This is a genomic window from Pelovirga terrestris (genome assembly GCF_014773365.1).
Classification (GTDB): Bacteria; Desulfobacterota; Desulfuromonadia; order Desulfuromonadales; family Geopsychrobacteraceae; genus Pelovirga; species Pelovirga terrestris.
In genome coordinates this window covers 68,194-89,820 of the sequence record NZ_JACWUN010000002.1, presented here as the reverse complement: position 1 = coordinate 89,820, position 21,627 = coordinate 68,194, and the positions used below count along the sequence as shown (strand labels likewise).

Genomic DNA, 21,627 nt, shown 5'->3' with positions numbered 1-21,627 from the left:
AGCTCGTTGAGATAGGCAATGCCGCCAGCGGTTTCAAAGGGAAGTGGTACTATGAGCGAACGACCGGCCCAATACACCTGTGGCAGTGCCAGGGGGACAAACATGAAGTGATACAGGATCTCCCCGCCAGATTAATAGCCATCGGTGATATTCACGGTGAGCTTGATCAGCTGAATCGGTTGCTCAATACCGTTGCGCCGACGGACAACGATCACTTCGTCTTTCTTGGTGATTACGTTGACCGGGGCAAGAACAGCAAAGGGGTGATTGAGAGGCTGATCATTTTCCATGAAGAGTTTCCGGAAACCATCTTTATCCGTGGCAACCATGACCAGATGTTGCTTGATGCTCTGATCGAGGATGGGGTTATAACCGGACACCAATTGCGTGATCAGTCGAGTGCCTATCGAGCCAACGCCTCGGAGTCAGACATCGAGATTTTCCTGTTCAACGGCGGCAAGGAAACCCTGCGAAGCTATCGAATCGCCCGACTTACCGATTTTCCCAAAGAGCATATCGCCTTTCTACAATCGACTCAGTTGTGGTCGCGGCACGAGCCATTTATCTTTGTGCATGCAGGGATCGAGCGGGGCATTCCCCTGGAGATGCAAGACCCATTCGTGTTGATGTGGGAACGGCTGTCACCACCAGGACAGGACGGTGACATTCATGTGGTCGGCCATCATCCTACCACTGATGGTGAACCCTACTTTGAGCCAGGGCGCTACAATCTGGATACCGGGGCGGTTTACGGCAAGACGTTGACTGCGTGTGATGTGCTGACCAAGCAGGTGTGGCTAGTGCAGTAGATCTTCTTGACTCAGACCAGTGAGAATCGCCCGGAAATAGCCGTCGGTGGTGTCTGAAAAGTTTTAGGTGACGTGAGAAATTTTTATCGATCAAAGGCCAATGCAGCCCAAACTTTTGATCTTTTGTCTGGTTGCTTGTCATTTCGCATCGCGTGAATTATGAGACTGATCAATATAGTTGCTCGAGTAAAGCGCGGCTCCCCGAGCAGGGCGATTCAGGATATTGGACAGACAATTAATTATTATTATGGCTTAAAATAGCTAAGCAGTATGGTCACGCAAAATTCCTTCGTGAAAACGGCAGAAATGAATGGATAGTTTCAACAGGAATAGATAAAAACCTATTTGGCTCAAAGTAAATTGTTTAACTCTGTCAGTTTTTGACTCGAATTTTTTAAAAGGCATAGTGTGGATATCATCTAATAAGGCGATATAGTCTCCGTCCAAAGATCCACCTTTTGGCAAGAAGAATAGAGAGGAAACCCTTTGCTCTTTTATTGATCGTAATTTTTCTTTTATCTTTTTAGGATCAATCCCAAATGAATAAAGTTTATTTTCATAGTTTTCTAGTTTTATTACTGGGGCGAACGTCAAAGTAACTGGAAAATCTCTAGAGTTCTCTAGGCTAATATCGCAGCTGTTAGTAAGAAGAATACCTTTTATTTTCTTCCGTTGACCATCTTCAAAATTTAAAACCTCAAGCTGATTCCAACCATCTCCCTGCAAAATATTTTCTTGATAAAAAATTGTGTAATAATTAGTAGATTGAGGAAATTTTTTAAGCTCTTTAATTAACCCTTCTTTGGCCTCCTGGGTAAGGTAGTAAGGTATTGATGATTGAATTGATTCTTCGAAGATACCCACATTTCCCCCTAGCTTTCATACAACTCCCACAGGTTCTCATTCAAAACTGTTTGAAATTCTAAACCAAGATCTTCTTGTTCAATCAATAATTTCTCATAAACAGCAGACATCGTTGTTACAAACGGATCTTCATAAAACATGAACTCATGTGTTATTGAACTTCTGTATTGATCGTGTGTTGGTGATGGTGCCGAGCTTATGTAAGCCTTTTGCAATAAATCAATTTCTTGACGGCTCTCTACGGGCACAATTGGTTGATTAAACAATAGGGCTGCAATAACTCCACTTGTCAGAAAAGCTACTGTTTGATTGGTACTATCAATTTTATAGCTACTCATAGACCGGCTCCAACATTTCTATTGTTTCCTCCCGAAGACAACTAAAAAACAACTCCCCATTTAAATCATGCATTCTCTCTAAATTTTTTTCTAAGGAAGAATAAGTTTCTTCAATATTATCATCACCAATATTTAAAATCGTATCAATATCAACAACAACGCCATTTCTTTTTTCACCAGACGATAAGGCAACACTAGCCGATGAATTTATAACCATAATATTAATTAGGTCATCAATTGGAATATCAACTCGAACTTGAAAAAATTCACTCTCTAGCTTGTGTTTACCTATGGTAAGGCTTAAATTAACAGCGGATACCTGATCTTTTAAAGATTTAGCTGGAATGATGTCTATATATTTCAAAGAATATCGTTCAACTTCCTTTATTATTTTAGCGCTAGATAAATGTCCGACCAACTCTATGATGGTTTTTTTAAACGACGACCAACCGGGATAAGGAAGTATACACCCAACCGCTACACCATTATCGCTAATCATTATCGCAAAATTTTTCCACACAATACGAAGAAGAGGCGCATATTTTAAATTGGGATCCGAAGTCCTCACCTGTTCGGGAAGTTGACTTGCTGGCAATTTTTCAATTTTCTTCTCCCCTTCAAGTCTTTCGAACAGCAAGCCAGGCAGAATACTTGAAGCCGAAATAACGCTCTTAAATCTTATCTCAAATACCACATCTATTAACGGCTCCATCTTCAGTTTTTTAGGCAATGGCATGTTTATCTCCCGATGTTCACCCCGTAACAGTAAAACAGATGACACAAAGCACATCGTATCATAAATTCTGATTCTACGAGCATCTTAATAACATTCTCCCTTTTAGTCGTCCACAGGAAAACGAGCTGCGCAAGCGGAGGAAGCGCTCCAAAATAGAGCACAAAACTTACGCTTTTCCTGTGGAGGATATTTCAAAACTTCTATACAACATGACCAGTCACAAGGTGTTCAGCCATACAGACAAACCATACCGGATCATTGATTAAATCCTTTGCTGGTTCGCCGGTTGCGAGCCACGGGTCGATGACGGCATCGGTGGTGATCCCATGACCCAGATTAAGACCGCGCAGCTTATCCAGGTTGCCGTTTGATTCGATGACCTTGCTGATAAGGCAATCATCCAGAATGACCGGGCACTGGCCGCGCCAGTTATTAAAATCTGCATGAGCAATACAGAGATCGTGCTGCCACTGTGGCAACTGCTCGACGGTCATCTGATTGTTACTGCGTAACGTCTCCCCATCATCTTTCTGCATGGTTGCTAAAGTCGCTAAAGTTGCTAAAGTTGGACTAGGTTTAGCAGACTTAGCAGGTTTAGCAGCGGTGCTGTTGTATTTCGGGAACAGGCTCATACCGCAACCCTCCATACTTCCCGGCGATTTTTTCCATCAATTTCAGCACCCCCAGCAATAGGTTCAATTCTGTTGTGTTGTTCCAATATCTCAATGATACGTTTTGCCGTTTTGCGGTCACGTACCCTATTCGGCCCTTTCTGATACAGACAGGGCAAGCTGAATAATCCACCCTGAGAGCTGGCCCACTCAAGGCAAGATTCAGCAAGTATCAGTTCCTGATCATCAGTGCTGGAATGAAAGAGCCTCAAGGATTCGCCGATATAGAATTGTGATAGTTCAATCCCTGCCTCGATGTTTTGTGTTGAAATGCTGGTTGCTGCCGGATCGCTTACCAGTGTGATAATCCCGGCAAGGCGGGCTGCATGTTCTGCCGCTTTAGCAGCAAAGCCCTTAATAGGGGATAGCTCCCGGCCTTCCTGCATCAAGCCTTCAATGTGGTCATGAAAACCGATCCATTTCCCTTTTGCCGCCGGTGCAAGGTAAAGCTCTTTTGGTGCCAGTTCGTTTAGCTTTCCCTCTGCCATGGGTTGCGGGTATTCAAACAGCTGCATCATGACTGTAAAATAAGCACTGCCTTCAACGCTTTGGCTCAAGTCTGCCTCTCGATACATCCGGCGGCCGATGGTGCTTTCCGGGTATGTTGCCAGACAGCGAGACAGCAACCCTTGACCAATCAACAACTGATTACTGAATAGATCACTGGCAATATTCGGTTGCAGCATCAGGTGTAATGAACAGCGCCGTCCATAAAGCACACCGCTTCCGTCACCACCTCGTGTCCTGGTCATCGGGGAACCATCCCATAACGAAGAAAGCCCTGTTGCTGTTTTCAGCTGGTTATCTTTACCCATGGCGTGACCACCGATAAAGCGGCCACCTTCTGCGGAAAAGATACCGATTGAAGGCCGCCCAGTTTCCAATAGCTTGAAAATGCCTTCATAAGTCGGTTCTTCGGTAATGATTTGACCGCCTAACGGGGGAAATGGTTCCGCGCCTAGTGCCATCAAGTGATGCTTGATATTTTCTTTTTCTTTGGCGGCCTGCTCTTTTGCTTTCTTCCATTCCTCAAGACTTGCCTGATAATCAATCTGATCCGCTGCCGCCTTCTCTATTAACGTCCGTTCGTGCTTCCTGTGTGGCGCTAATACCACATTGTCTGTTGCTGACTTTCGTTCACCCGATTCACCAATGGTGATGAAGAAACTAGACAACGGAGATTTCCTCCCGTCGATAGAAACATCAGCCAACGATTGAACGGCTAAACTTGCAGCAGCCAAGACACTTTGACTAGCGAGGGCAACAGGCGATTGTATTGTCTCAATGATCCGTTCAACCATTCCCCGCAATAGCGTAGGAAGGGCATCAATAGGAAAAGGTTCAGACTTTGGCAGTGGTCTACGAAGCGGTAACGATTCCCTATCTGCTGCTAAAGTTTTTGGTTCTTTCGCTGATTCTATTTGCCGCCGAACTTCATCTAGTCCTACTGCTGCCGCCAGATCATTGAAATCTGACCCGTTAGTGCCCGCAGGAAATTCCGGCGCTGCCAACAGGCCGCTTACCGTATTTGCTGCCTCTGTTGCTTTAGAAAGTCCGGGGTTACCCTTGGTGCCGGTGTCATTGTCCGCGCAGATGACGATTTTAATATCAGGGAATTTTTCCCGCAGCACTTCCGCAACGGGCTTCAGGTTGCCAGCATCAAAACAAACCGCCACCGGTTGCCCTGTTGCTTCGTGGATTGTTGCTGCTGTAGCGTATCCTTCTGCCAGACATAAGACTGTCTCAGGCTTGCCGCCGATTGAATGGTAATGCCCCGCCTTGACTGTTCCGGTCAGAAAATTTTTCCCACCGTCCTGGTCGATGAATTGCAGACCATGAAGAGTGCCGCCGCTGTCCCTGACCGGAACGACAAGCGCATCTTTGTATTGTCGCAGACCGTTCGCCTTGATCCCCTTCCGCTCCAGATACGGTTGATCTTCTTGTGCTGGTCTTGACTGCTTCCAGATCCGGCTTGCCTTTATTCGGCATTCGGCATGAACCCTCGCCTGTTCATCTTCTCGCTGACTTCTTTCGGCTTCCAGGTTTGCCCTGTAGCGGGCTTTCTGTGTGTCAGTAAGGACAGGGTATCCCTTGCCGCTCCAGCCGTTTTGCTGGGCATAGTGAAACAGGGTAGAAATATTGATTCCACCGCCGGGGGTAAATGACTTCCAGGATGCCCGCGCGTCGTTCTCATTATATGAACTTGCCGACCGGCTCCAACTGTCCCAAAGGTGAAATCCTTCCTCCCCCAGCTCTGAGTTGATCGCCATACCGATCTGCAACCAAGTGTCCCGATCGTCGGAAGGAATCACCGCCAATGCCGCTTGAATTTTTGACAGTTCACCACTCATGACGGTCGCCGATACACCAGATCCAACAGGTAATCAACACAATCAAGGGCCGATGAATCTTTGCGAGATAACTCACGACAGGTTAAAAGCCTATTCCGGTAGCGTTCTAGCTCTACAACTTGGGCAGGATCAGGCTCACAAAATCCTTGTTGTTTTGTGGGATTTTCTGTAGAATTATGTTCAGTGGTTTTTGTTATGTATGGACTGAAAGCTCTCGCGCCAACGAGAGCTTTCGTCGTAATATGCATCCATCCCTTCTTCATGATAGTCCTCCCTTTTTTTGTTGGTTTTTTCCTTCCAGCCATTCATTCAATACGTAGCCTGGCCAGCCGCTAACTCTAGGCCCATATTTCGTGGGCGCAGCTAGATGGCCTTGAGAAACCCACAACCAAATAGTTGCCCGACCTATTGATAATGTTCTGGCGATTGTCTTGTCCCGATAAACCTGATTGTCCTCAAACATTTTGTGTTGCATGTCCATTCCCTTTCTGAAGTGACTAATACCATCCAAGATATTGTCTACGGTAATAGGATTGTTTGGCAGGGTCAAGACTTTTCTTCTTTTATTTCAATCACTTGCGTGTACTTTTACACGCTATCATTTAGTTTTTCACGTTGGCGTTTAGTTTTTCACGTTGGCGTTTAATATTTCACGATTAACCAACCCAACCGATCTTTAACTGTAAGGGCAAAAGACATGCTAATCGTCAAAACTGTTTTCTGATGACTCAGATAGAGAATTTGATTGGTATCGAATAAGCAGGCTGTTCTTGTTTGATTGTTTTGATACCGGAATTTTTTTAGAAAGGAAATGCTGTGCGCAACTGAGCTGTGGAGGGATGCAGGCTGATCCATAAAGCGAGCGAGTAGTGTTGTTATATTTTTGTAGGCAATCCGATTTTTGGAAAGTCGGTGCTATATGGGTTGATTACTCAAGGGGGCATAGTGGCATCGCCATCATTTTTATCACGCGTTACGCCGTAACGGAATTACCTTGCCGCCCGTTTTGAGCATATCCAGATAATCGGCCCAGCACTGCATCATCTTATGACGTTCTGGCAAGTGAGACGTTCTGTTATAGGCTCTGCCGAGTGCATCCTTCACCGTATGTCCAAGCTGATGCTCAATCAGATCGACGCGCTGCTGTAATACTTCATCCAAGATTGTTCTTGCTGTTGCTCGGAACCCATGAGCTGTCACTGTTTTCTGGTCGTAGCCCATGCGCCGAAAGGCTGCGTTGAACGTGTTATTACTGACTGGCTTCACCACAGACCGGATTGATGGAAAACACAGCTGCAAATGCCCGGTTAGTGGTCGCAATGTGTCGAGAATTTCAATAGATTGCCGGGACAACGGGACAATTCTTTCTGTCTTTGTTTTTGGTGCCACAAAGCGCCATTCGTTAGCGTCAAAATCAATATCCTGCCAACGCATAGTCCGAAGCTCTCCAGGTCGCACGAACAGCAACGGTAGCAATTGTAAAGCACACTTGACCGATATACTCCCTTCATAGCCATCAATTGACTTTAAAAGAGCTGAAAGCTCCACCGGATCAGTCACTGCTGCCATGTGTCCGCGCTCAACTTTTTGCAACAGACCCGCAATATCAGCCGTTGGGTTGCGCTCTGCGTAATCGCATCCGACAGCGTAGGTGAACACTTGTGAAATGATAGTCTTAACCCGCCTGGACAATACTCCCGCCCCGCGCTGTTCCATTGGTCGAATCACGCCATCAAGAATAATTTTTGGTTTTATTGAGCTGATCGGCAGCTTGCCTATAGCCGGGTATATATCCCTATCAAGCCTTGACTGAATCATCTTCAAGGTGCTTTCCGCCAAATCTTTTTGAAGCGGCAGCCATTCTTCCGCCACCTTCTGAAAAGTATTTTCGTTGATGTCTCGTTGCAGCTGCGCCTGTTGTTGTTTCATCTGAATAGGATCTATCCCCTTCTCAACCAACTTTCGTGCCTCCAGGCGCTTTTCTCGCGCTTCTGACAAGCTGATTTCTGGATAGGTGCCAAAGCTCATCAGCTTTTCCTTGCCATGAAGACGAAATTTAAATCGCCAACCCTTGGATCCGGAAGATGAGATCAATAAAAACAAACCATCACCGTCATAAAGCATTGACTGTTTGCCTTTTGGCTTAGCATTTCTTATTTGAACGTCGCTGAGAGGAACCGTTTTCCTAGGCATAAAAGCCTCCTGTAGGGATAACGATTTTAGGGATAAGGATAGAACTGCTGACATCCTATCCCTATAGTAGGGATATGTCAATGAGCGGGACTAGACAACCATGGACGAAAAAAAGAAGATAAAAAGATAAAAGCCCCGAATTTCAGGGCTTTTAGTGTCTAACTTAGTTCAACTAAGATTTTAAATGGTGCCCGGGACGAGAATCGAACTCGTACAGGATTACTCCCGAGGGATTTTAAGTCCCTTGCGTCTACCAGTTCCGCCACCCGGGCGCGTGACATATCTTAGTGATATAAGTTTTACTGTCAATCGGAAAAAACCACAACGCAAAATATAGCGCTAAACTAGATGCTTAAAAATTTTACGATGTTAAGGCAAACCTGAAATAAAAGCTTTGCAGTTAAGTGTTCATTATGTTACTTAAAGGGTGCTAACCATAACTCACATGGAGGGTCCCTAATGAAAAAGCTGACTTTGTTTTTGCTGTTATTATTTTTACTTTCTTTTTCATTGCAAGGCTGTGGGTCAGGAGATTCGAGTAGCTCTGGTGGTGATTCCGGTACTTCTAATGACCCTGACGATCCAACAGTTCCTACCCCATCTCAACCACCGAGTTCTAATACCGTTCTTAGCAGTCAATCTCTTGGCGAGTTGACTGACTTAGGTGACTATCTGAATTCACCAGGCGAAGAGTGGTTTTTTGCGAGCACTATCGACGTCAATTCAGCCGGTCAAATTATTGGTGAATCTCCGGGCAACAGACTTATTTTCTGGGACCCAGCTAATCCTATGACTATGGAAGTAATCCCTCTACTACCAGGCAGCACAAACGCTGACGCCCATGAAGTTCTCAAAATCAATGATCACGGACTTGTTATAGGGAACAGATACAGCGGAGAAAATGCAACTCGTGCTTTTATATGGAATTCTGTAACAAAGGCAATTACTAACCTCGATGACGAACTTAGTTTAGAAAACACATTGGTAGCAGATATCAACGGAAGTGGTGCAGTTGTTCTAACTGCTGACACCACTGATGATGGACGTCGAGCTTATTTTTGGGATGGCCAGTCAGGGTCTTCTGCAGTCCCTCTTTTTGGGATTTTAGGATCAACAAGCTCTGAATCAGTATCCCTGAACGATCACCGCCAGGTGGTCATTTTGTCCAAAGAGCAGGGGGTTTATTACGACCTCACTATCGGCGAATCAAATGGTTACGGTAGGGCGACCCTCAACACTCTCCCAGGTGTCGAATCCTCAACTCCAGTCGCCATCAACAACAATAAGCGAATCGCCGGCACCTCCGGCAATGAAGGTTTTTTCTGGGCAGGTGGCGTGATGTATCCCATCAGCAATCCCAACGGCGACGCAATCGAAATCGTTGGCATGAACAACAACGATATCGTCATTGGTAATTCCGGCGGGCAGGCATTTATCTGGCAACTCAATGCACAAGGAAAAGGTGAATACAGCAATCTAGGCACACTGAGAGGCTCGTACAGTCATGCCGTCGACATCAATGATCAAAATGAGATTGTCGGATATTCAACAACCGATAAGAGTTATATTGAAGGGAATGTCACTGCTGATGTAGTGCATGGATTTTTGTGGAAAGATGGAACGATGTATGATCTTGGAGCACATTCTCCACCAAATTATGAGTATCCGTTTAATCCTGATTTCTATTCTAGCAAGGCTGTAGCAATTAGCGAAACCGGCATTGTGACGGGAATCTCTTTCAGTATCAACAGTCATTCCCGCGGTTTCACACTAACGCCTACATTTCCTTGATTCGCATTCGATGAAGGGGGAATTGCCCCCCTTCATCGTTTATAATGCATGTACCTATAAAAACCTCAACTCCGGCATTTCCCCCAGTAACCCATAATCCACACACAAGTCAAAAAACCTGTTCAACCCCTCCAGATGCTGCTGGTCAAGGCGATAGTCAATGGTCTGCCAATAGCTGATGATCTGTTCTGGTGAGAATCCAAGGTGTAGAGCAGCGGCCTCTGCAAAAACCAGCGGTTGTTGCATTACTGCTTCACGGGACTTCAACAGTTGCTCTCCAAGTTGACCCAAGGCTTCAGCGTGGCGCTGAACCACCCCTTTGCGGATCATCCACAGAGCAAACACAAACGGCAGACCGGTGTGCTGGTGCCATAACTTGCCGAGATCATAAACCCCAATCCCTAACGGGACCACAGTTGATAGCTTGAGGGCGCGGTCGCCAATTAACAGGGCTGGTATACCCTTACTGACCAGATCTTCGACCGATCCAGATGGAACCCTGGTCACAACGTCATTCAACCCATAGTAATCACGCAGGAGAATTTCCAGCAGATTGATGGAGGTGGCCGATTCTCCAGTCAGGGCAATCTCAACGCCACCGAGTCGGTCAGGACTCACCGGTGAGAACAAGAGAACACTGGCGATACTACCGACAGAGGAAATAGAGTGGCCGGGCAGCAACAGATAGTCGCGCCAATTGCGGGCGTACTCAAAGGAGGACGAGGGACTGGCATCAATCTCCCCCTGTTGCAGCATGCGATTGAGGGCGGAGGGTACCCCAGGCACCAGATTGCCGTTAAACCCCTGCTCTTTTAACCTTCCAAAAAAAGGTACACAGTTCAGATAGCTGATATACCCAAGTGTCAGTGGTGAATCAGACCTCTCCATGATGCAATCCCCAAAAAAACAGGACAGGAGATGTCTTCCTGCCCTGCCCTGTTCCCTGTCGTAGTCACTGGACTAAATCTTGTTGCGTTCCAGAAAATTCGTATCAAAGTTGCCGTCGATAAAATCTTTATTGACCATCATTTTCTTATGGAAGGGAATGGTGGTTTTGATCCCCTCAATAATATACTCGTCAAGGGCCATACTCATGCGCTTGATCGCCTCTTCACGGTTCTCTCCGTGAACAATCAATTTGCCGATCATCGAGTCATAGTGGGGCAGCACGGTGTATTGATCATACATGGCGCTCTCGATCCGTACCCCCATACCACCAGGGGTATGATAACCGGTGATTTTTCCGGGAAACGGGGTAAATTTCTCCGGATCTTCCGCATTAATCCGACATTCGATGGCATGACCGCGAATGACAATATCCTCCTGTTGATAGCGCAGGGGGATACCGGCCGCTGAACGAATTTGTTCCTTGATAATATCAACACCGGTGACCATTTCCGTCACTGGATGTTCAACCTGAACGCGGGTGTTCATTTCCATGAAGTAGAATTGGCCATCGGTATCGAGCAGGTACTCCACCGTACCGGCACTGGAATATCCCGCCGCCTTGGCCGCAGCAACCGCACAGGAACCCATTTCTTCACGCAATTCCGGGGTGATCACCGGACAGGGGGCTTCTTCAATTAATTTTTGATGACGACGCTGGATGGAACAATCGCGCTCACCTAGATGAATGACGTTACCGTGCTTATCACCGAGCACCTGAATCTCGACATGGCGGGGATGCTCACAGAATTTTTCGATGTAGACATCGGCACGACCAAAACCAGCCTGCGCTTCCGAGCGTGCCGTTGCCAGGGCATTAGCCAGGGATGCCGGGGAATGGACAATTTTCATCCCGCGCCCGCCGCCTCCGGCGGAAGCCTTGATAATCACCGGATAACCGATCTCTTCAGCGATCTGCTGCGCCTCTTTGGTACTTTCAATGCTCTTGTTGGTCCCAGGCAAAATCGGTACACCGGCGGCGGTTACGGTTTTGCGGGCGCTGATCTTATCACCCATCAGGCGCATACTTTCCGCTGAAGGGCCGATAAAAGTGATGCCACATTGTTCACAAATCTCGGCAAACTCAGCATTTTCGGACAAAAAACCGTAGCCCGGATGGATCGCATCGGCATCAGCAATCTCTGCCGCGCTGATAATCGCTTTCATGTTGAGATAACTCAACGCACTTGGCGTTGGCCCGATGCAGATACTTTCATCAGCCAGACTCACATGTAATGCCTCGTGATCAGCTACCGAATGAACCGCAACCGTCTTGATCCCCATCTCTTTACAGGCACGAATAATCCGCAGGGCAATTTCCCCGCGATTGGCAATCAGTATTTTATGAAACATGGATAGTCACTCCTGCCTTCTAGTTGAGTCGTTGTTGCTGCGTGAAACGCCATAGAAATTAAAGGCGCTCGACCAGAAACAAGGTCTCTCCGTACTCCACAGGAGCGGCATCATCCTTGACGATTTCGACAATCTTGCACTTGAATTCAACTTCAATTTCATTGAACATCTTCATCGCCTCAACCAGACAAAGAACCTGGCCGGCCTCAACGACATCACCAATCTTACAGAAAACGTCAGCCTCCGGTGACGGCTTGCGGTAGAAGGTGCCGACAATCGGTGACGGGATAGCTTCATATTTGCTGTTCACTTCAGCTGCAGCTGCGGATGGTGGCTGAGCAACAACCGTTTGAGCCGGAGCCGGGGGTGCGGCTGCAGGAGCAGCGGCAACCGGTGCCGAAGCATAGACAATTTCCTTGTCAGGTCCGCGCTTGATATGAATCTTGCCGACCGCGCTTTCCATGTTGAATTCGGTAATATCGGTATCGGTAACCAGCTTAATCAAACTTTTCAGATCTTTTAATTCCATTGTTTTCCTCCGGCATATGGCGATAAGTCATCGCCCGGACATACAGTATTTTTAGAATGATCTATTGATGGCCTATACCCTACAGTTGGCGAAATTGTTTGGGAATAGAGGTTAAACACTCACAACCTGTTTCAGTAATAACAATCGTATCTTCAATGCGCACGCCACCAACACCGGGCAGATAGATTCCCGGCTCAATGGTCACAACCATACCAGCGAATAAACTGTCCTCGTTCCTGGTCGTCAAGGGCGGGTACTCATGAACGTCCAGCCCAACTCCGTGGCCAAGTCCGTGACCAAAAAATTCTCCAAACCCTTTGCTGACAATTAAATCACGCGCTACCGCATCAAGATCACAAGCGCGGATTCCCGACCTTGCAGCAGCAATAGCGCAGTCATGTGCTTCTAGCACAATATAGAACATTTGTCGAAGGTTTCCATCGACCTCGCCCACCGCAACGGTCACCGTTTCATCAGAATGATAGCCCTGGTAACGCGTACCAAAATCGATAGTCACCAGTTCCCCAGCGCACAGTTCTTTGTCACTGGCAACACCGTGCGGTAATGCGCCACGAACACCTGATGCCACGATAAAATCAAAAGCGTTGGTTTCGCCACCAAGCTTTTTCAAGGCAAATTCAAGCTCCAGAGCAATCTCCCGTTCTTTTACGCCGACGCGAATAAGAGGTAAAACCGCATCAAAAGCTTTTCGGTTCAGATCAGCAGCTTGCTTAAGGTGGGCCAACTCGGCGGGCTTCTTAATGGCGCGCAGACTTTCCCAGCGCTTTGTCAAGGGAATAAAGGATGTGGCAACCGGGCACAACCGTTTTAATTCGTCGAACTGGGCAACCGTCACGTTGCCGGCATCAAAACCGATGCGTTGAACATGTTGTTCGTCGATCAGGTCAGCAAGCCCCTGAAACTTGCTTTTATAGCAGCGGATCTCATCAGCTACAACCTGCTGGCGGGCCTGTTCCTGATAGCGGGAGTCGGTCAAAAACACACTGGAATCTGCCAAACACAACAATACGCCATCACTGCCGGAAAACCCGCACAGATAGCGCAGGTCGCAACGACTGACGACCAGAACGGCATCAAGCTGTTCGGTCACCAACAATTGCTGGACAAAAGCATGGCTATCAGACACTACAACTCCTGCGCTGCAGTTCATTCAACAAGGCGCGCAGCGCCAGACTGTAACCGAAAGCCCCAAAACCACAGATCTGACCAACAGCGACCGCAGCGACAAAGGAGTTCCGGCGAAAGGGCTCGCGAGCATGGATATTGGACAGATGCACTTCGACGACCGGTAAGCTGACAGCACTCAAGGCGTCACGCAAGGCAATACTGGTATGGGTATAACCGCCGGGGTTGATCATGATGCCGGAACACCCCTTTTGCTCGGCCGCATGAACCTGATCAATCAGCACCCCTTCGTGATTCGATTGACAAATAACCAACTCACACTCAAGCGCTTGGGCTTCGGAGGTTAACCGGGTCATGATCTCATCAAGAGTCTGCGCACCGTAAATCTGTGGTTCACGTTGTCCCAACAGATTCAGATTCGGCCCGTTAATGACGGCGATTTTCATAGATTATGACAATGCCTGCTTAAGTTCGAAAGATTCACGCAGCAACAGATAGCGCCCCTTACCAAAATTGCCGCGTCGTTCAATAACCAGAGCGATAAAATAGTCCTCGGTGAGGGTCTGAATGATCACATAGTATTGTTCTGTTTTGATGGAAACTTCCCGCAGATTACCGACCTTGAGAATATCGCTGGCATTGCGAATCTCCTTCACCACATTTGAATACTCGATACCGACCAAGGTCAGATCAAGGTCAGCGTTCTCCACTACGTATTCTTCAATACCAATTCCATCAAATCCCATTATCAAAGCGCCGAGGCTTCCTGGGCACTGAGTAACTATGCGTTCGAGAATAACATCAAACATGTTCCCTCCTCAGGCGGATATTATTGAGCCAGTTGTTTAATTTATCGATGATTTCAGCTGCGTCATCAGCACCAGTGGTCTCTTCCAGGGGATCAGCATCATTAAGGACTATTTCATCTGTCTCTTCATCCGTCAGAACCTCACCCATTGTCTGTTCGGCAGGAGAAAAGCAGGTAGCGGGTGCGTCCAGGGCCGCCTCTGTTATCGTCTCAGATTCAGTAAAGACGGCGGTCGGTTCCGCTGTTGGTTCCGTGACAGGAGGCTCTGACACCGACTCTCTTTCCACCTCCATCCGCTCGTCTGCGGTTGAAGGGAGTGGTACTTCATCCTCTTCGGTCAGGGACGGCGACGGCACTTCAGTCCGCCCCTCCAATTCCCTAATTTTACGCCGGAGTTCAAGGTTATCAGGATTGCGGGATAACAACTGGCGATACAGCCCAAGAGCTTTGTCGGTCAATCCCTGGACCAGATAAAGATCTGCCAGCGTGGTGGAAGCCAGTGCTGTCAGGTTGTTTGCCCTGGCAGGCTGACTGTCAACAACAGGAGCAACGGAAGTGATCACTTCTTCGGGTTCCGCTTGTGGGGCCAGACCAAGCAACATTTTATTGATGACCGGATCGGCCGGACTTAAACTGCGGGCATGTAATAACAATTCACGAGCAGCATCGGCCTGATGAAGCAACAACTTGACCCGAGCGTAACCAACCAGAGCGGCAAGACTGTCATGATCAAGGGCTAAAGCCTGTTCAAAGGCCGCACAGGAAGCATTGATATTTCCCAACTGACACTCGATCCGCGCCAGGACAACATAAGCAGGTCCGAAATCCGGATGCAGTTCCAGCCCCTTTGCCACAATCTCGCGAGCATCATTAAACAGCCCCAACTTGCGATAGGTCTCAGCCAGGGAGACAAAAATGGTGGAGCGTGGATCATTCACTAGTAGCTCAGTATAGGCGGCAATCTTCCCTAAAAGTGCACTTTGCTGATCATGTTCAGTCATGGTCATCCTTTAAGGTCTAGAATCGTTGAAAACAATCCGGCAAGATCTGTAACCGGCTCGAGAAGAACGGTGCCGATCCCCTGGTTCAGCACCATGGTCAAGGCCCCCTGCTTAACTTTCTTATCACGCTGCATCGCATCGACATAGGCGGCCAGCGGATAGTCAGGAGGATCCACCGGCAAATTGACTGCACGCAACAATTGTTCTAACCGCGCCACATCATCGGTACGGCACAGCCCCTTGTTACAGGCAATTTTTGCGGCGACCACCATTCCGACGGCGACCGCCTCACCATGCTTCCACTGACCGTAGCCGGCAAGGTTTTCAATTGCGTGACCAAAGGTATGGCCAAAGTTCAGATGAGCACGGATTGAGCTTTCACGTTCATCAATTTCTACAATATCAGCCTTTATTTGACAAGATTTCTTGATCGCATAAATAAGCGCTGCCGGATCACCCTGACGCAACAGGTCTTGATGGTTCTCGAGCCAGGCAAAAAATGTCGCATCACGAATCACGCCATACTTGATCACTTCTGCCAGCCCCGCCGACACCTCGCGCGGATCCAGGGTTTGCAGGGTGGCCACATCAATGACCACCAGCTGCGGCTGGTAAAAAGCACCGATCAGATTCTTGCCCCGGGGGTGATTGACAGCGGTTTTACCACCCACCGAACTGTCAACCTGTGACAACAGGGTCGTCGGCACCTGGACAAAAGGAATGCCACGCAAAAAGGTTGCCGCTGCAAAGCCGGCCATATCGCCAATCACGCCGCCACCTAATGCCAGCAAGCCACAGCCGCGATCAAATCGCTGTTCAATCAGCTGATCGTAGATCAGTTGCAGGGTTGCCAGATTTTTATAGTCTTCTCCATCGGGCACCAGCATCAGGCGCGGGTCAAAGCCGGCCTGCTGTAATGATACCATCACAGGTTCTGCGTACAAATCGGCAACCAGCGGATTCGACACCACAGCAACCTGGTGAGGAAAATCAATATCCCGCATCCGCTCACCCGTGGAGGACAATAATCCGCTACCGATATGAAGAGGGTAACTGCGTGAGCCGAGTGCGACCTGTAAAACGTCCAAAGCTGTGTCACCTTTTTTTAACGCAAAAAAGGGCAGGTAGAGCCCGCCCTTTTTTGCTTGGAATTTATATTTACTACATGTCTCGTATAATCCGAGGTGTAATGAAAATCAGAAGTTCATCCTTGATTGTTGATTCGGATTTCGATTTGAATAGATGACCAAGTCCGGGGATCCTCATTAATCCTGGAACGCCTGAATCACCACCCTCTGTTGACTCAATATAAATACCACCAATAACTGTTGTCTCTCCATCAGTAATCAACGCTTTAGTCTCTGCCCGCTTGATATCGAGGCCATCACCTTCTTCAAAAGATTCACGTCTGTCGTTTGATACAATGATGTCAAGGATAATGGAATTATCTGGGTTAATAACAGGGGTTACTTCCAACATTAAAACGGCCTCTTTCCACTCTATGGTCCTGACTCCTTCACTATCTGTTCTCTCAAAAGGAATTTCTTTTCCTTGTTTTATGATAGATTTCTGACCATTTAGTGTTGTAGTTCTAGGCGCTGAAATAATTTTCAATTTATTATCAGTTTCAAGTGCAGAAAGTTGTAGATCCAAAATCAAATTATCAATGTTGGTTCTACCAATGCGAATTTGACTGCCCAGACCAGCAGAAGCAGCCGATAATGCTCCAAAAGCAGGTTCTACCGTCGGAACTTGAAAATTACCTCCTAAATTAGTTATTTGCTGAGCACCAGGATTAACCGCCGAACTTTGCGACTGAATACCCCAGTTAACACCCAGGTTCCTAGAATAATTAGAGTTAACCTGTATAATTCGAGCCTCAATCATGACCTGCCGTTCAGGTGTATCCAGAATGGAAATCAACTCTCTGGCTCGCTCTATCCTGGCTGGGATATCATTAACAATAAGAAGCTTATTGCGTAAATCCGGCGTTAATGTTCCACGCTCACTCAAAATCTTCTCAATCGGCTCAACAACGCTTGTTATGTCGGCATAGCTGACTGTAATTACCTCAGTAACCAAGGTTTCTAATTGTTCTTCTGTCCGAGCAGCTGACATTTCGGCTTCGCGCATTGTTTGGATGGTGTTTTTAGGTAACACCCTGACGACATTTCCTTGCTGGATCATGCCGAGGCCTGAAACATCAAGAACCAGATCAAGGGCTTGATCCCAGGGGACATCAATCAGACGCAAGGTAATATTCCCACTCACTTCTTCCGAAGCGATAATATTTAGATCGCTGATTTCTGCAATTAATCGGAGAATGTCTCTAACATCGGCATTATCGAACACAAGAGATGTCTTCTCTCCTGTATAAACTTTCTCAGCTTGTCGTCTTTCAGATAACGAAGTAGAGGGTGCCGATGAGCTTGATACCTGTTGAAGTGAAGATGAGGTTTGTGGAGAGATATCCGAAGACACAGGCACAGCAGTTTGACCGGAAACAACCGGTGAGGTCTGAGCATAGATACCATCACTAACGATAAACTCGTACCCATCAGCTACCCTTTGCAATTGATAGGTGACATCACCTTTGAGCAAAACAACAACGCGCACTTCAGGGCGCCCTCCCGCATTTACCAGATAAGGGGTTGCTGAATGAATGGCACTGGGAAACGCAAATGTGTCAAATTCACGACGTAAAGCGCGGGGCAAGGTCGTATCCGGCAAGGAAAACTGAACACGGTTACCGTCACGAACAGGATCAGTAGCCTGGGCCTGGCCACTGATGGTCATTAACAATCGCGAACGCCCATCGACATTGGTAAAGTTGATGGCGTCTACCTTGGCACTGCCTTGCGGGGCGGGTTCTGACAACGCTGAGAAGGTTGTTGCTGCTGCCGGTTGCCAAGTAACGACTGCACTCTGGGATCCGGTAGCGACGTTAAAAGTCGGAAACTGATCACCGGCAACATCAAAGACAAAACGCGTCCGATTTTCCAGCGTTCCGGTGCGCAAGGCGCTGAAACCAGCACTCAAAGGGATATCCAGCGCATGTGCCCCGGGGGCGACACCGTAAAGGTCAACGACAAGTCGTTTAGGGGAATCCAGCGAAAAATACCGGACCTGCTCGACTCCCGCCGTCGCAGACAGTGTCACCTCTTGGTTGGAGACATTGACTGTCGACAAAGATTCAGCTGCTACAGGCAATACCGCAGCAAAACTGAAAAACAAAAAAATACCGAGGAGCACAGTGCTTCTTCTCATAATGATTCCCCTAAAAGTCATCGGAACAGCAATTTCCAGCGAAACTAAAGTGATATATATTGCAACTCACTTATTTTATTTCCTGTTTGACTGTCTATACCCACTTCAATAACAACAATACGATCCGGATTTTCTACTATTCGAACACCTTGATCGTCTACTCCGATTTTACGAGTCTGGATATCTTTAACTCGTCCACCATTGGTACCAACAAAGTCGCCTACCTTTACTGTATAACTCTTTCCATCGGGAGTAGATAACATGGCTCGCGGAGCCCCCCCGACAACCACCACGGCAATCAAACGCATTTGTCCCAGTTCGTAACGCTCCAGTGGCCCACGTAATGCTTCAGGCCTTCTGGTCGTTTGTATGACAGGGGCAGGTTCGTCACGACGGATCAAGGGAGTAAAAGGATCACGCCGCCCAAGGGGTTGATAAGTATAATCCCTTACTGTCTCCGGCAGAGAAGATACCCGCACGTCAGCAGAATCATCATCCTGAACCGCCAAAGCGACAGCTGGCAGAATCATCAACAGGGAGGTGGCTGTGATCAAGAAAAGTCTTATAACAGAGAGTTTGTAAAAAATCATCTGAGCCTACCACCTTTCAACTAGTTGTTCGGCCTGTCACCAAGGAAGCGGAAAGTAGTAGCATTGCTCTCAATACTAAGAACCGTTCGGCCATCCTCCGTCGTCGCACCACCAAGCCTTACACCTTTAATGTTCACAATCCTTTCCATTTTACTAACCGCATCAAAAAACATGGCAACATTGTGATAGGAACCGGCCAACCTTAGCTCCACGGGAACTTCTGCGTAGAAATCTTTGGGAACTTCAGCTAAAGGGCGAAAACGCAAGATATCCAATCCTTTTTCCTGTGCTAATTCTGCAATCTTTGTCAATAATGCAGGAATTTCCTTATCCAGGGGCAATTCATCCAGAGCAGCTTCGAGTTGCTCCAGAAGGTTATTGTAATCAGTTCGATAGGCATCAAGGTTGTTAGCTATTCGTTGATTGCGCTGCAACACGGTCTGGGCAGACTCACGCTGTTGTTCCAGGCGTTGCTGTTCCTCCCGCTGCCCCTCATAGACCATGAAATAAAAGCCGGCTACGATAGCGGCAGCAAGGACAAAAACAATCAAAAACCGTTGATAGGCAGGAAGACCAAGGACTTTTTCAATTTGTGGATTCATCGCATTCGTCCTGTCTTAATTGGTCGCAGAGGTCACAGCCCGACCCTTGAGGCTGAAGCGCTGCATTCTTCGATTACCGACCGTGGTCTGCTCGGTAACGGTCAATTCAACACCACTGTAATGGCCTGAGCTTTCCAGTTGCTGCATAAATAGGGCCACCGTCTGCTCAGTGTCAGCAATGCCGGCCAGATCAACACTGCCATTCTGCTCACTGAAACTGGTTAACCATAATTCTTCCGGCAGGGCGTTGCTTAAGTCATCCAGTAACCGCACCGGGCCGGTTTTGTCGTTTTTCAACTTGGCAAGAACCTCAAGCTTTTGTTCGAGGTCGGCCTTTCTTTTTTCGTAATCACGGACTTCACCAATGCGTTTTTGTAACTCCGCATTGCGACGATTGATATCAGCAATTTCTGCCTGCAGATTTTCATTGGTTTGTTGCTGTTGAATATAGACGGCACCACACGCCAGACCGACCAGCACCAGTGACAACAGCAGAACGAGCACTTGTGAACGGAGCTTTTCCTTCTTTTGCGCCGCCCTTACCGGAAGAAGGTTGATCCTGATCATTTGTCACCCACCTTCCTCATTGCCAAGCCGGTCGCCACCGAAAACATTGGACCAATGGCATTGAGATATTCTCGATCAAACTGTTTTTCATTGATGGCGATATTGCGGAAAGGATCAATCCGTTCGACGTCAATCCCCAGACGCTGCGCCAGAACCTGTTGAACCCGCTCGGAGGCGGCGACCCCACCGGTCAGATACACCTTACCGATACTCTCTTCACTGGAGGTTGCGGAAAAGAAATCGAGGGAGCGTTGAACCTCCTGAACCAGATTTTCCGTCGCATCAGCAAGGACCTGTTCAATCTCATCGGGGATTAAATCAGCAATCTTCCGTTCCCCGAGCTTGATCCGCTCAGCATCTTCACTGCTGACCCCCAGACGCTTCTGCAATTCCTGGCTGAGCAGGTTGCCACCAGTCTGAATATCACGGGTAAAAACGGAATTACTGCCGCGCATGATATTAACGCTGGTGGCGCTGGCACCCAGGTCAATCAGGGCAACGACTTCCCCTTCAACAAACCCGTAGTTGTAATCGAACATGTTCTCTACCGCAAAACAATCAACATCCATCACCACCGGCGTCAGGCCGGCTTCAGCAAATACGGCAGAGTGGTCGTTGACGAAATCCTTTTTCGCCGCCACCAGAACAACACTCATCTGGGAAGGATCTTTCGGGTCGGGACCGATGATATGGAAGTCGATATTCACCTCAGAGACATCAAAGGGAATATATTGCTCTGCTTCCCACTGGATCGATGCTTCGAGCTCAGACTCGGTCATCATTGGCAGATTAATCTTGCGGATAATAACCGAATGGCCGGAAACCGATGTTGCCACCTGCCGGGTCTTGATTTTCATCGACCCGAGCAGATTCTGGATCACGTCGACAATCGCCGGAGAATCCATAATGGCATTATCAATGATCGTTTCCGGCTCCAGCGGCATAATGCCGATGTTCTGGAGATGATAGGTTCCACGCGCCTCACGCAGGCGCACCATCTTTACCGCACTTGTGCCGATATCAATACCGACAATATCTTTTTTCGATGCGAACATGATTTATCCAG

The 21,627-nt window shown here is 47.7% G+C and carries 23 protein-coding genes and 1 tRNA gene; 2 read left to right on the top strand and 22 right to left on the bottom strand.

The window, feature by feature from the left end:
• Positions 1 to 107 precede the first annotated feature (107 nt).
• Positions 108 to 809, top strand: coding sequence for a metallophosphoesterase (locus tag ICT70_RS02015; protein ID WP_191153717.1), 702 nt, complete (start codon positions 108 to 110; stop codon positions 807 to 809).
• Positions 810 to 1,070: 261 nt separating this feature from the next.
• Here the strand turns inward: ICT70_RS02015 and ICT70_RS02010 are convergent, their stop codons facing one another.
• The 9 genes from ICT70_RS02010 to ICT70_RS01970 form a co-directional block, all read right to left on the bottom strand.
• Positions 1,071 to 1,673, bottom strand: a complete 603-nt coding sequence (locus ICT70_RS02010; protein ID WP_191153716.1) for a hypothetical protein — start codon at positions 1,671 to 1,673, stop codon at positions 1,071 to 1,073.
• Between the two features lie 8 nt (positions 1,674 to 1,681).
• Positions 1,682 to 2,011, bottom strand: a complete 330-nt coding sequence (locus tag ICT70_RS02005; protein WP_191153715.1) for a hypothetical protein — start codon at positions 2,009 to 2,011, stop codon at positions 1,682 to 1,684.
• On the bottom strand, positions 2,004 to 2,747 hold the full coding sequence (locus tag ICT70_RS02000; protein WP_191153714.1) for a TIGR04255 family protein: 744 nt from the start codon (positions 2,745 to 2,747) through the stop codon (positions 2,004 to 2,006). Before ICT70_RS02000 ends, ICT70_RS02005 begins: the two co-directional genes overlap by 8 nt.
• 200 nt (positions 2,748 to 2,947) lie before the next feature.
• Complete coding sequence (locus ICT70_RS01995; protein WP_191153713.1) at positions 2,948 to 3,379, bottom strand: hypothetical protein; 432 nt, start codon at positions 3,377 to 3,379, stop codon at positions 2,948 to 2,950.
• Positions 3,376 to 5,769 carry a DUF3987 domain-containing protein gene (locus ICT70_RS01990; protein ID WP_191153712.1) on the bottom strand — a complete coding sequence of 798 codons (2,394 nt, stop codon included), beginning with the start codon at positions 5,767 to 5,769 and terminating at the stop codon, positions 3,376 to 3,378. Before ICT70_RS01990 ends, ICT70_RS01995 begins: the two co-directional genes overlap by 4 nt.
• Positions 5,766 to 6,032, bottom strand: a complete 267-nt coding sequence (locus ICT70_RS01985) for a hypothetical protein (RefSeq protein WP_191153711.1) — start codon at positions 6,030 to 6,032, stop codon at positions 5,766 to 5,768. The genes ICT70_RS01990 and ICT70_RS01985 overlap by 4 nt, the downstream gene beginning before the upstream one ends.
• The gene (locus ICT70_RS01980; protein ID WP_191153710.1) at positions 6,029 to 6,319 is read right to left on the bottom strand and encodes a helix-turn-helix transcriptional regulator; all 291 of its coding nucleotides are present in this window, start codon (positions 6,317 to 6,319) and stop codon (positions 6,029 to 6,031) included. The genes ICT70_RS01985 and ICT70_RS01980 overlap by 4 nt, the downstream gene beginning before the upstream one ends.
• A 416-nt stretch (positions 6,320 to 6,735) precedes the next feature.
• On the bottom strand, positions 6,736 to 7,962 hold the full coding sequence (locus ICT70_RS01975; RefSeq protein ID WP_191153709.1) for a tyrosine-type recombinase/integrase: 1,227 nt from the start codon (positions 7,960 to 7,962) through the stop codon (positions 6,736 to 6,738).
• Positions 7,963 to 8,147: 185 nt separating this feature from the next.
• Positions 8,148 to 8,234, bottom strand: a tRNA-Leu gene (locus ICT70_RS01970).
• Positions 8,235 to 8,421: 187 nt separating this feature from the next.
• Here ICT70_RS01970 and ICT70_RS01965 point away from each other — a divergent pair.
• The gene (locus tag ICT70_RS01965) at positions 8,422 to 9,753 is read left to right on the top strand and encodes a hypothetical protein (RefSeq protein WP_191153708.1); all 1,332 of its coding nucleotides are present in this window, start codon (positions 8,422 to 8,424) and stop codon (positions 9,751 to 9,753) included.
• Between the two features lie 54 nt (positions 9,754 to 9,807).
• Here the strand turns inward: ICT70_RS01965 and ICT70_RS01960 are convergent, their stop codons facing one another.
• From ICT70_RS01960 to pilM, 13 genes are all read right to left on the bottom strand, one after another.
• Positions 9,808 to 10,641 (bottom strand): menaquinone biosynthetic enzyme MqnA/MqnD family protein, encoded by an 834-nt coding sequence (locus ICT70_RS01960; protein ID WP_191153707.1) that lies wholly within the window; start codon positions 10,639 to 10,641, stop codon positions 9,808 to 9,810.
• 72 nt (positions 10,642 to 10,713) lie between these two features.
• Complete coding sequence (gene accC / locus ICT70_RS01955) at positions 10,714 to 12,051, bottom strand: acetyl-CoA carboxylase biotin carboxylase subunit (RefSeq protein WP_191153706.1); 1,338 nt, start codon at positions 12,049 to 12,051, stop codon at positions 10,714 to 10,716.
• 58 nt (positions 12,052 to 12,109) lie between these two features.
• Positions 12,110 to 12,580, bottom strand: coding sequence for an acetyl-CoA carboxylase biotin carboxyl carrier protein (accB, locus tag ICT70_RS01950; RefSeq protein WP_191153705.1), 471 nt, complete (start codon positions 12,578 to 12,580; stop codon positions 12,110 to 12,112).
• A 79-nt stretch (positions 12,581 to 12,659) separates the two neighbouring features.
• The gene (locus ICT70_RS01945; RefSeq protein ID WP_337906531.1) at positions 12,660 to 13,727 is read right to left on the bottom strand and encodes a M24 family metallopeptidase; all 1,068 of its coding nucleotides are present in this window, start codon (positions 13,725 to 13,727) and stop codon (positions 12,660 to 12,662) included.
• Positions 13,720 to 14,172, bottom strand: a complete 453-nt coding sequence (gene aroQ, locus ICT70_RS01940) for a type II 3-dehydroquinate dehydratase (protein ID WP_191153703.1) — start codon at positions 14,170 to 14,172, stop codon at positions 13,720 to 13,722. Before aroQ ends, ICT70_RS01945 begins: the two co-directional genes overlap by 8 nt.
• A 3-nt stretch (positions 14,173 to 14,175) precedes the next feature.
• Entirely contained in the window at positions 14,176 to 14,535 is a 360-nt protein-coding gene (locus ICT70_RS01935) for a roadblock/LC7 domain-containing protein (RefSeq protein WP_191153702.1), read from the bottom strand.
• Entirely contained in the window at positions 14,528 to 15,535 is a 1,008-nt protein-coding gene (locus ICT70_RS01930) for a tetratricopeptide repeat protein (protein WP_191153701.1), read from the bottom strand. The genes ICT70_RS01935 and ICT70_RS01930 overlap by 8 nt, the downstream gene beginning before the upstream one ends.
• Before the next feature lie 2 nt (positions 15,536 to 15,537).
• Entirely contained in the window at positions 15,538 to 16,623 is a 1,086-nt protein-coding gene (gene aroB / locus ICT70_RS01925; RefSeq protein WP_191153700.1) for a 3-dehydroquinate synthase, read from the bottom strand.
• Positions 16,624 to 16,696: 73 nt separating this feature from the next.
• On the bottom strand, positions 16,697 to 18,802 hold the full coding sequence (locus ICT70_RS01920; protein ID WP_191153699.1) for a type IV pilus secretin PilQ: 2,106 nt from the start codon (positions 18,800 to 18,802) through the stop codon (positions 16,697 to 16,699).
• Between the two features lie 44 nt (positions 18,803 to 18,846).
• Positions 18,847 to 19,392, bottom strand: a complete 546-nt coding sequence (locus tag ICT70_RS01915; RefSeq protein WP_191153698.1) for a pilus assembly protein PilP — start codon at positions 19,390 to 19,392, stop codon at positions 18,847 to 18,849.
• 20 nt (positions 19,393 to 19,412) lie between these two features.
• The gene (locus ICT70_RS01910) at positions 19,413 to 19,994 is read right to left on the bottom strand and encodes a type IV pilus inner membrane component PilO (RefSeq protein WP_191153697.1); all 582 of its coding nucleotides are present in this window, start codon (positions 19,992 to 19,994) and stop codon (positions 19,413 to 19,415) included.
• A 15-nt stretch (positions 19,995 to 20,009) separates the two neighbouring features.
• On the bottom strand, positions 20,010 to 20,561 hold the full coding sequence (locus ICT70_RS01905; RefSeq protein ID WP_191153696.1) for a PilN domain-containing protein: 552 nt from the start codon (positions 20,559 to 20,561) through the stop codon (positions 20,010 to 20,012).
• Positions 20,558 to 21,616 (bottom strand): type IV pilus biogenesis protein PilM, encoded by a 1,059-nt coding sequence (gene pilM, locus ICT70_RS01900; RefSeq protein WP_224746752.1) that lies wholly within the window; start codon positions 21,614 to 21,616, stop codon positions 20,558 to 20,560. Before pilM ends, ICT70_RS01905 begins: the two co-directional genes overlap by 4 nt.
• Positions 21,617 to 21,627 lie beyond the last annotated feature (11 nt).

Excerpts from the sequence above, each read along its gene's own strand:
- ICT70_RS01960 (WP_191153707.1), bottom strand. The coding sequence starts at position 10,641 with ATGGAGAGGTCTGATTCACCACTGACACTTGGGTATATCAGCTATCTG.
- ICT70_RS01910 (WP_191153697.1), bottom strand. The coding sequence starts at position 19,994 with ATGAATCCACAAATTGAAAAAGTCCTTGGTCTTCCTGCCTATCAACGG.
- ICT70_RS01990 (WP_191153712.1), bottom strand. The coding sequence starts at position 5,769 with ATGAGTGGTGAACTGTCAAAAATTCAAGCGGCATTGGCGGTGATTCCT.
- ICT70_RS01995 (WP_191153713.1), bottom strand. The coding sequence starts at position 3,379 with ATGAGCCTGTTCCCGAAATACAACAGCACCGCTGCTAAACCTGCTAAG.
- accC (WP_191153706.1), bottom strand. The coding sequence starts at position 12,051 with ATGTTTCATAAAATACTGATTGCCAATCGCGGGGAAATTGCCCTGCGG.
- ICT70_RS01985 (WP_191153711.1), bottom strand. The coding sequence starts at position 6,032 with ATGAAGAAGGGATGGATGCATATTACGACGAAAGCTCTCGTTGGCGCG.
- ICT70_RS01915 (WP_191153698.1), bottom strand. The coding sequence starts at position 19,392 with ATGATTTTTTACAAACTCTCTGTTATAAGACTTTTCTTGATCACAGCC.
- ICT70_RS02005 (WP_191153715.1), bottom strand. The coding sequence starts at position 2,011 with ATGAGTAGCTATAAAATTGATAGTACCAATCAAACAGTAGCTTTTCTG.
- aroQ (WP_191153703.1), bottom strand. The coding sequence starts at position 14,172 with ATGAAAATCGCCGTCATTAACGGGCCGAATCTGAATCTGTTGGGACAA.
- ICT70_RS01905 (WP_191153696.1), bottom strand. The coding sequence starts at position 20,561 with ATGATCAGGATCAACCTTCTTCCGGTAAGGGCGGCGCAAAAGAAGGAA.
- pilM (WP_224746752.1), bottom strand. The coding sequence starts at position 21,616 with ATGTTCGCATCGAAAAAAGATATTGTCGGTATTGATATCGGCACAAGT.
- accB (WP_191153705.1), bottom strand. The coding sequence starts at position 12,580 with ATGGAATTAAAAGATCTGAAAAGTTTGATTAAGCTGGTTACCGATACC.
- ICT70_RS01935 (WP_191153702.1), bottom strand. The coding sequence starts at position 14,535 with ATGTTTGATGTTATTCTCGAACGCATAGTTACTCAGTGCCCAGGAAGC.
- ICT70_RS02000 (WP_191153714.1), bottom strand. The coding sequence starts at position 2,747 with ATGCCATTGCCTAAAAAACTGAAGATGGAGCCGTTAATAGATGTGGTA.
- ICT70_RS01930 (WP_191153701.1), bottom strand. The coding sequence starts at position 15,535 with ATGACTGAACATGATCAGCAAAGTGCACTTTTAGGGAAGATTGCCGCC.
- ICT70_RS01920 (WP_191153699.1), bottom strand. The coding sequence starts at position 18,802 with ATGAGAAGAAGCACTGTGCTCCTCGGTATTTTTTTGTTTTTCAGTTTT.
- ICT70_RS01965 (WP_191153708.1), top strand. The coding sequence starts at position 8,422 with ATGAAAAAGCTGACTTTGTTTTTGCTGTTATTATTTTTACTTTCTTTT.
- ICT70_RS01975 (WP_191153709.1), bottom strand. The coding sequence starts at position 7,962 with ATGCCTAGGAAAACGGTTCCTCTCAGCGACGTTCAAATAAGAAATGCT.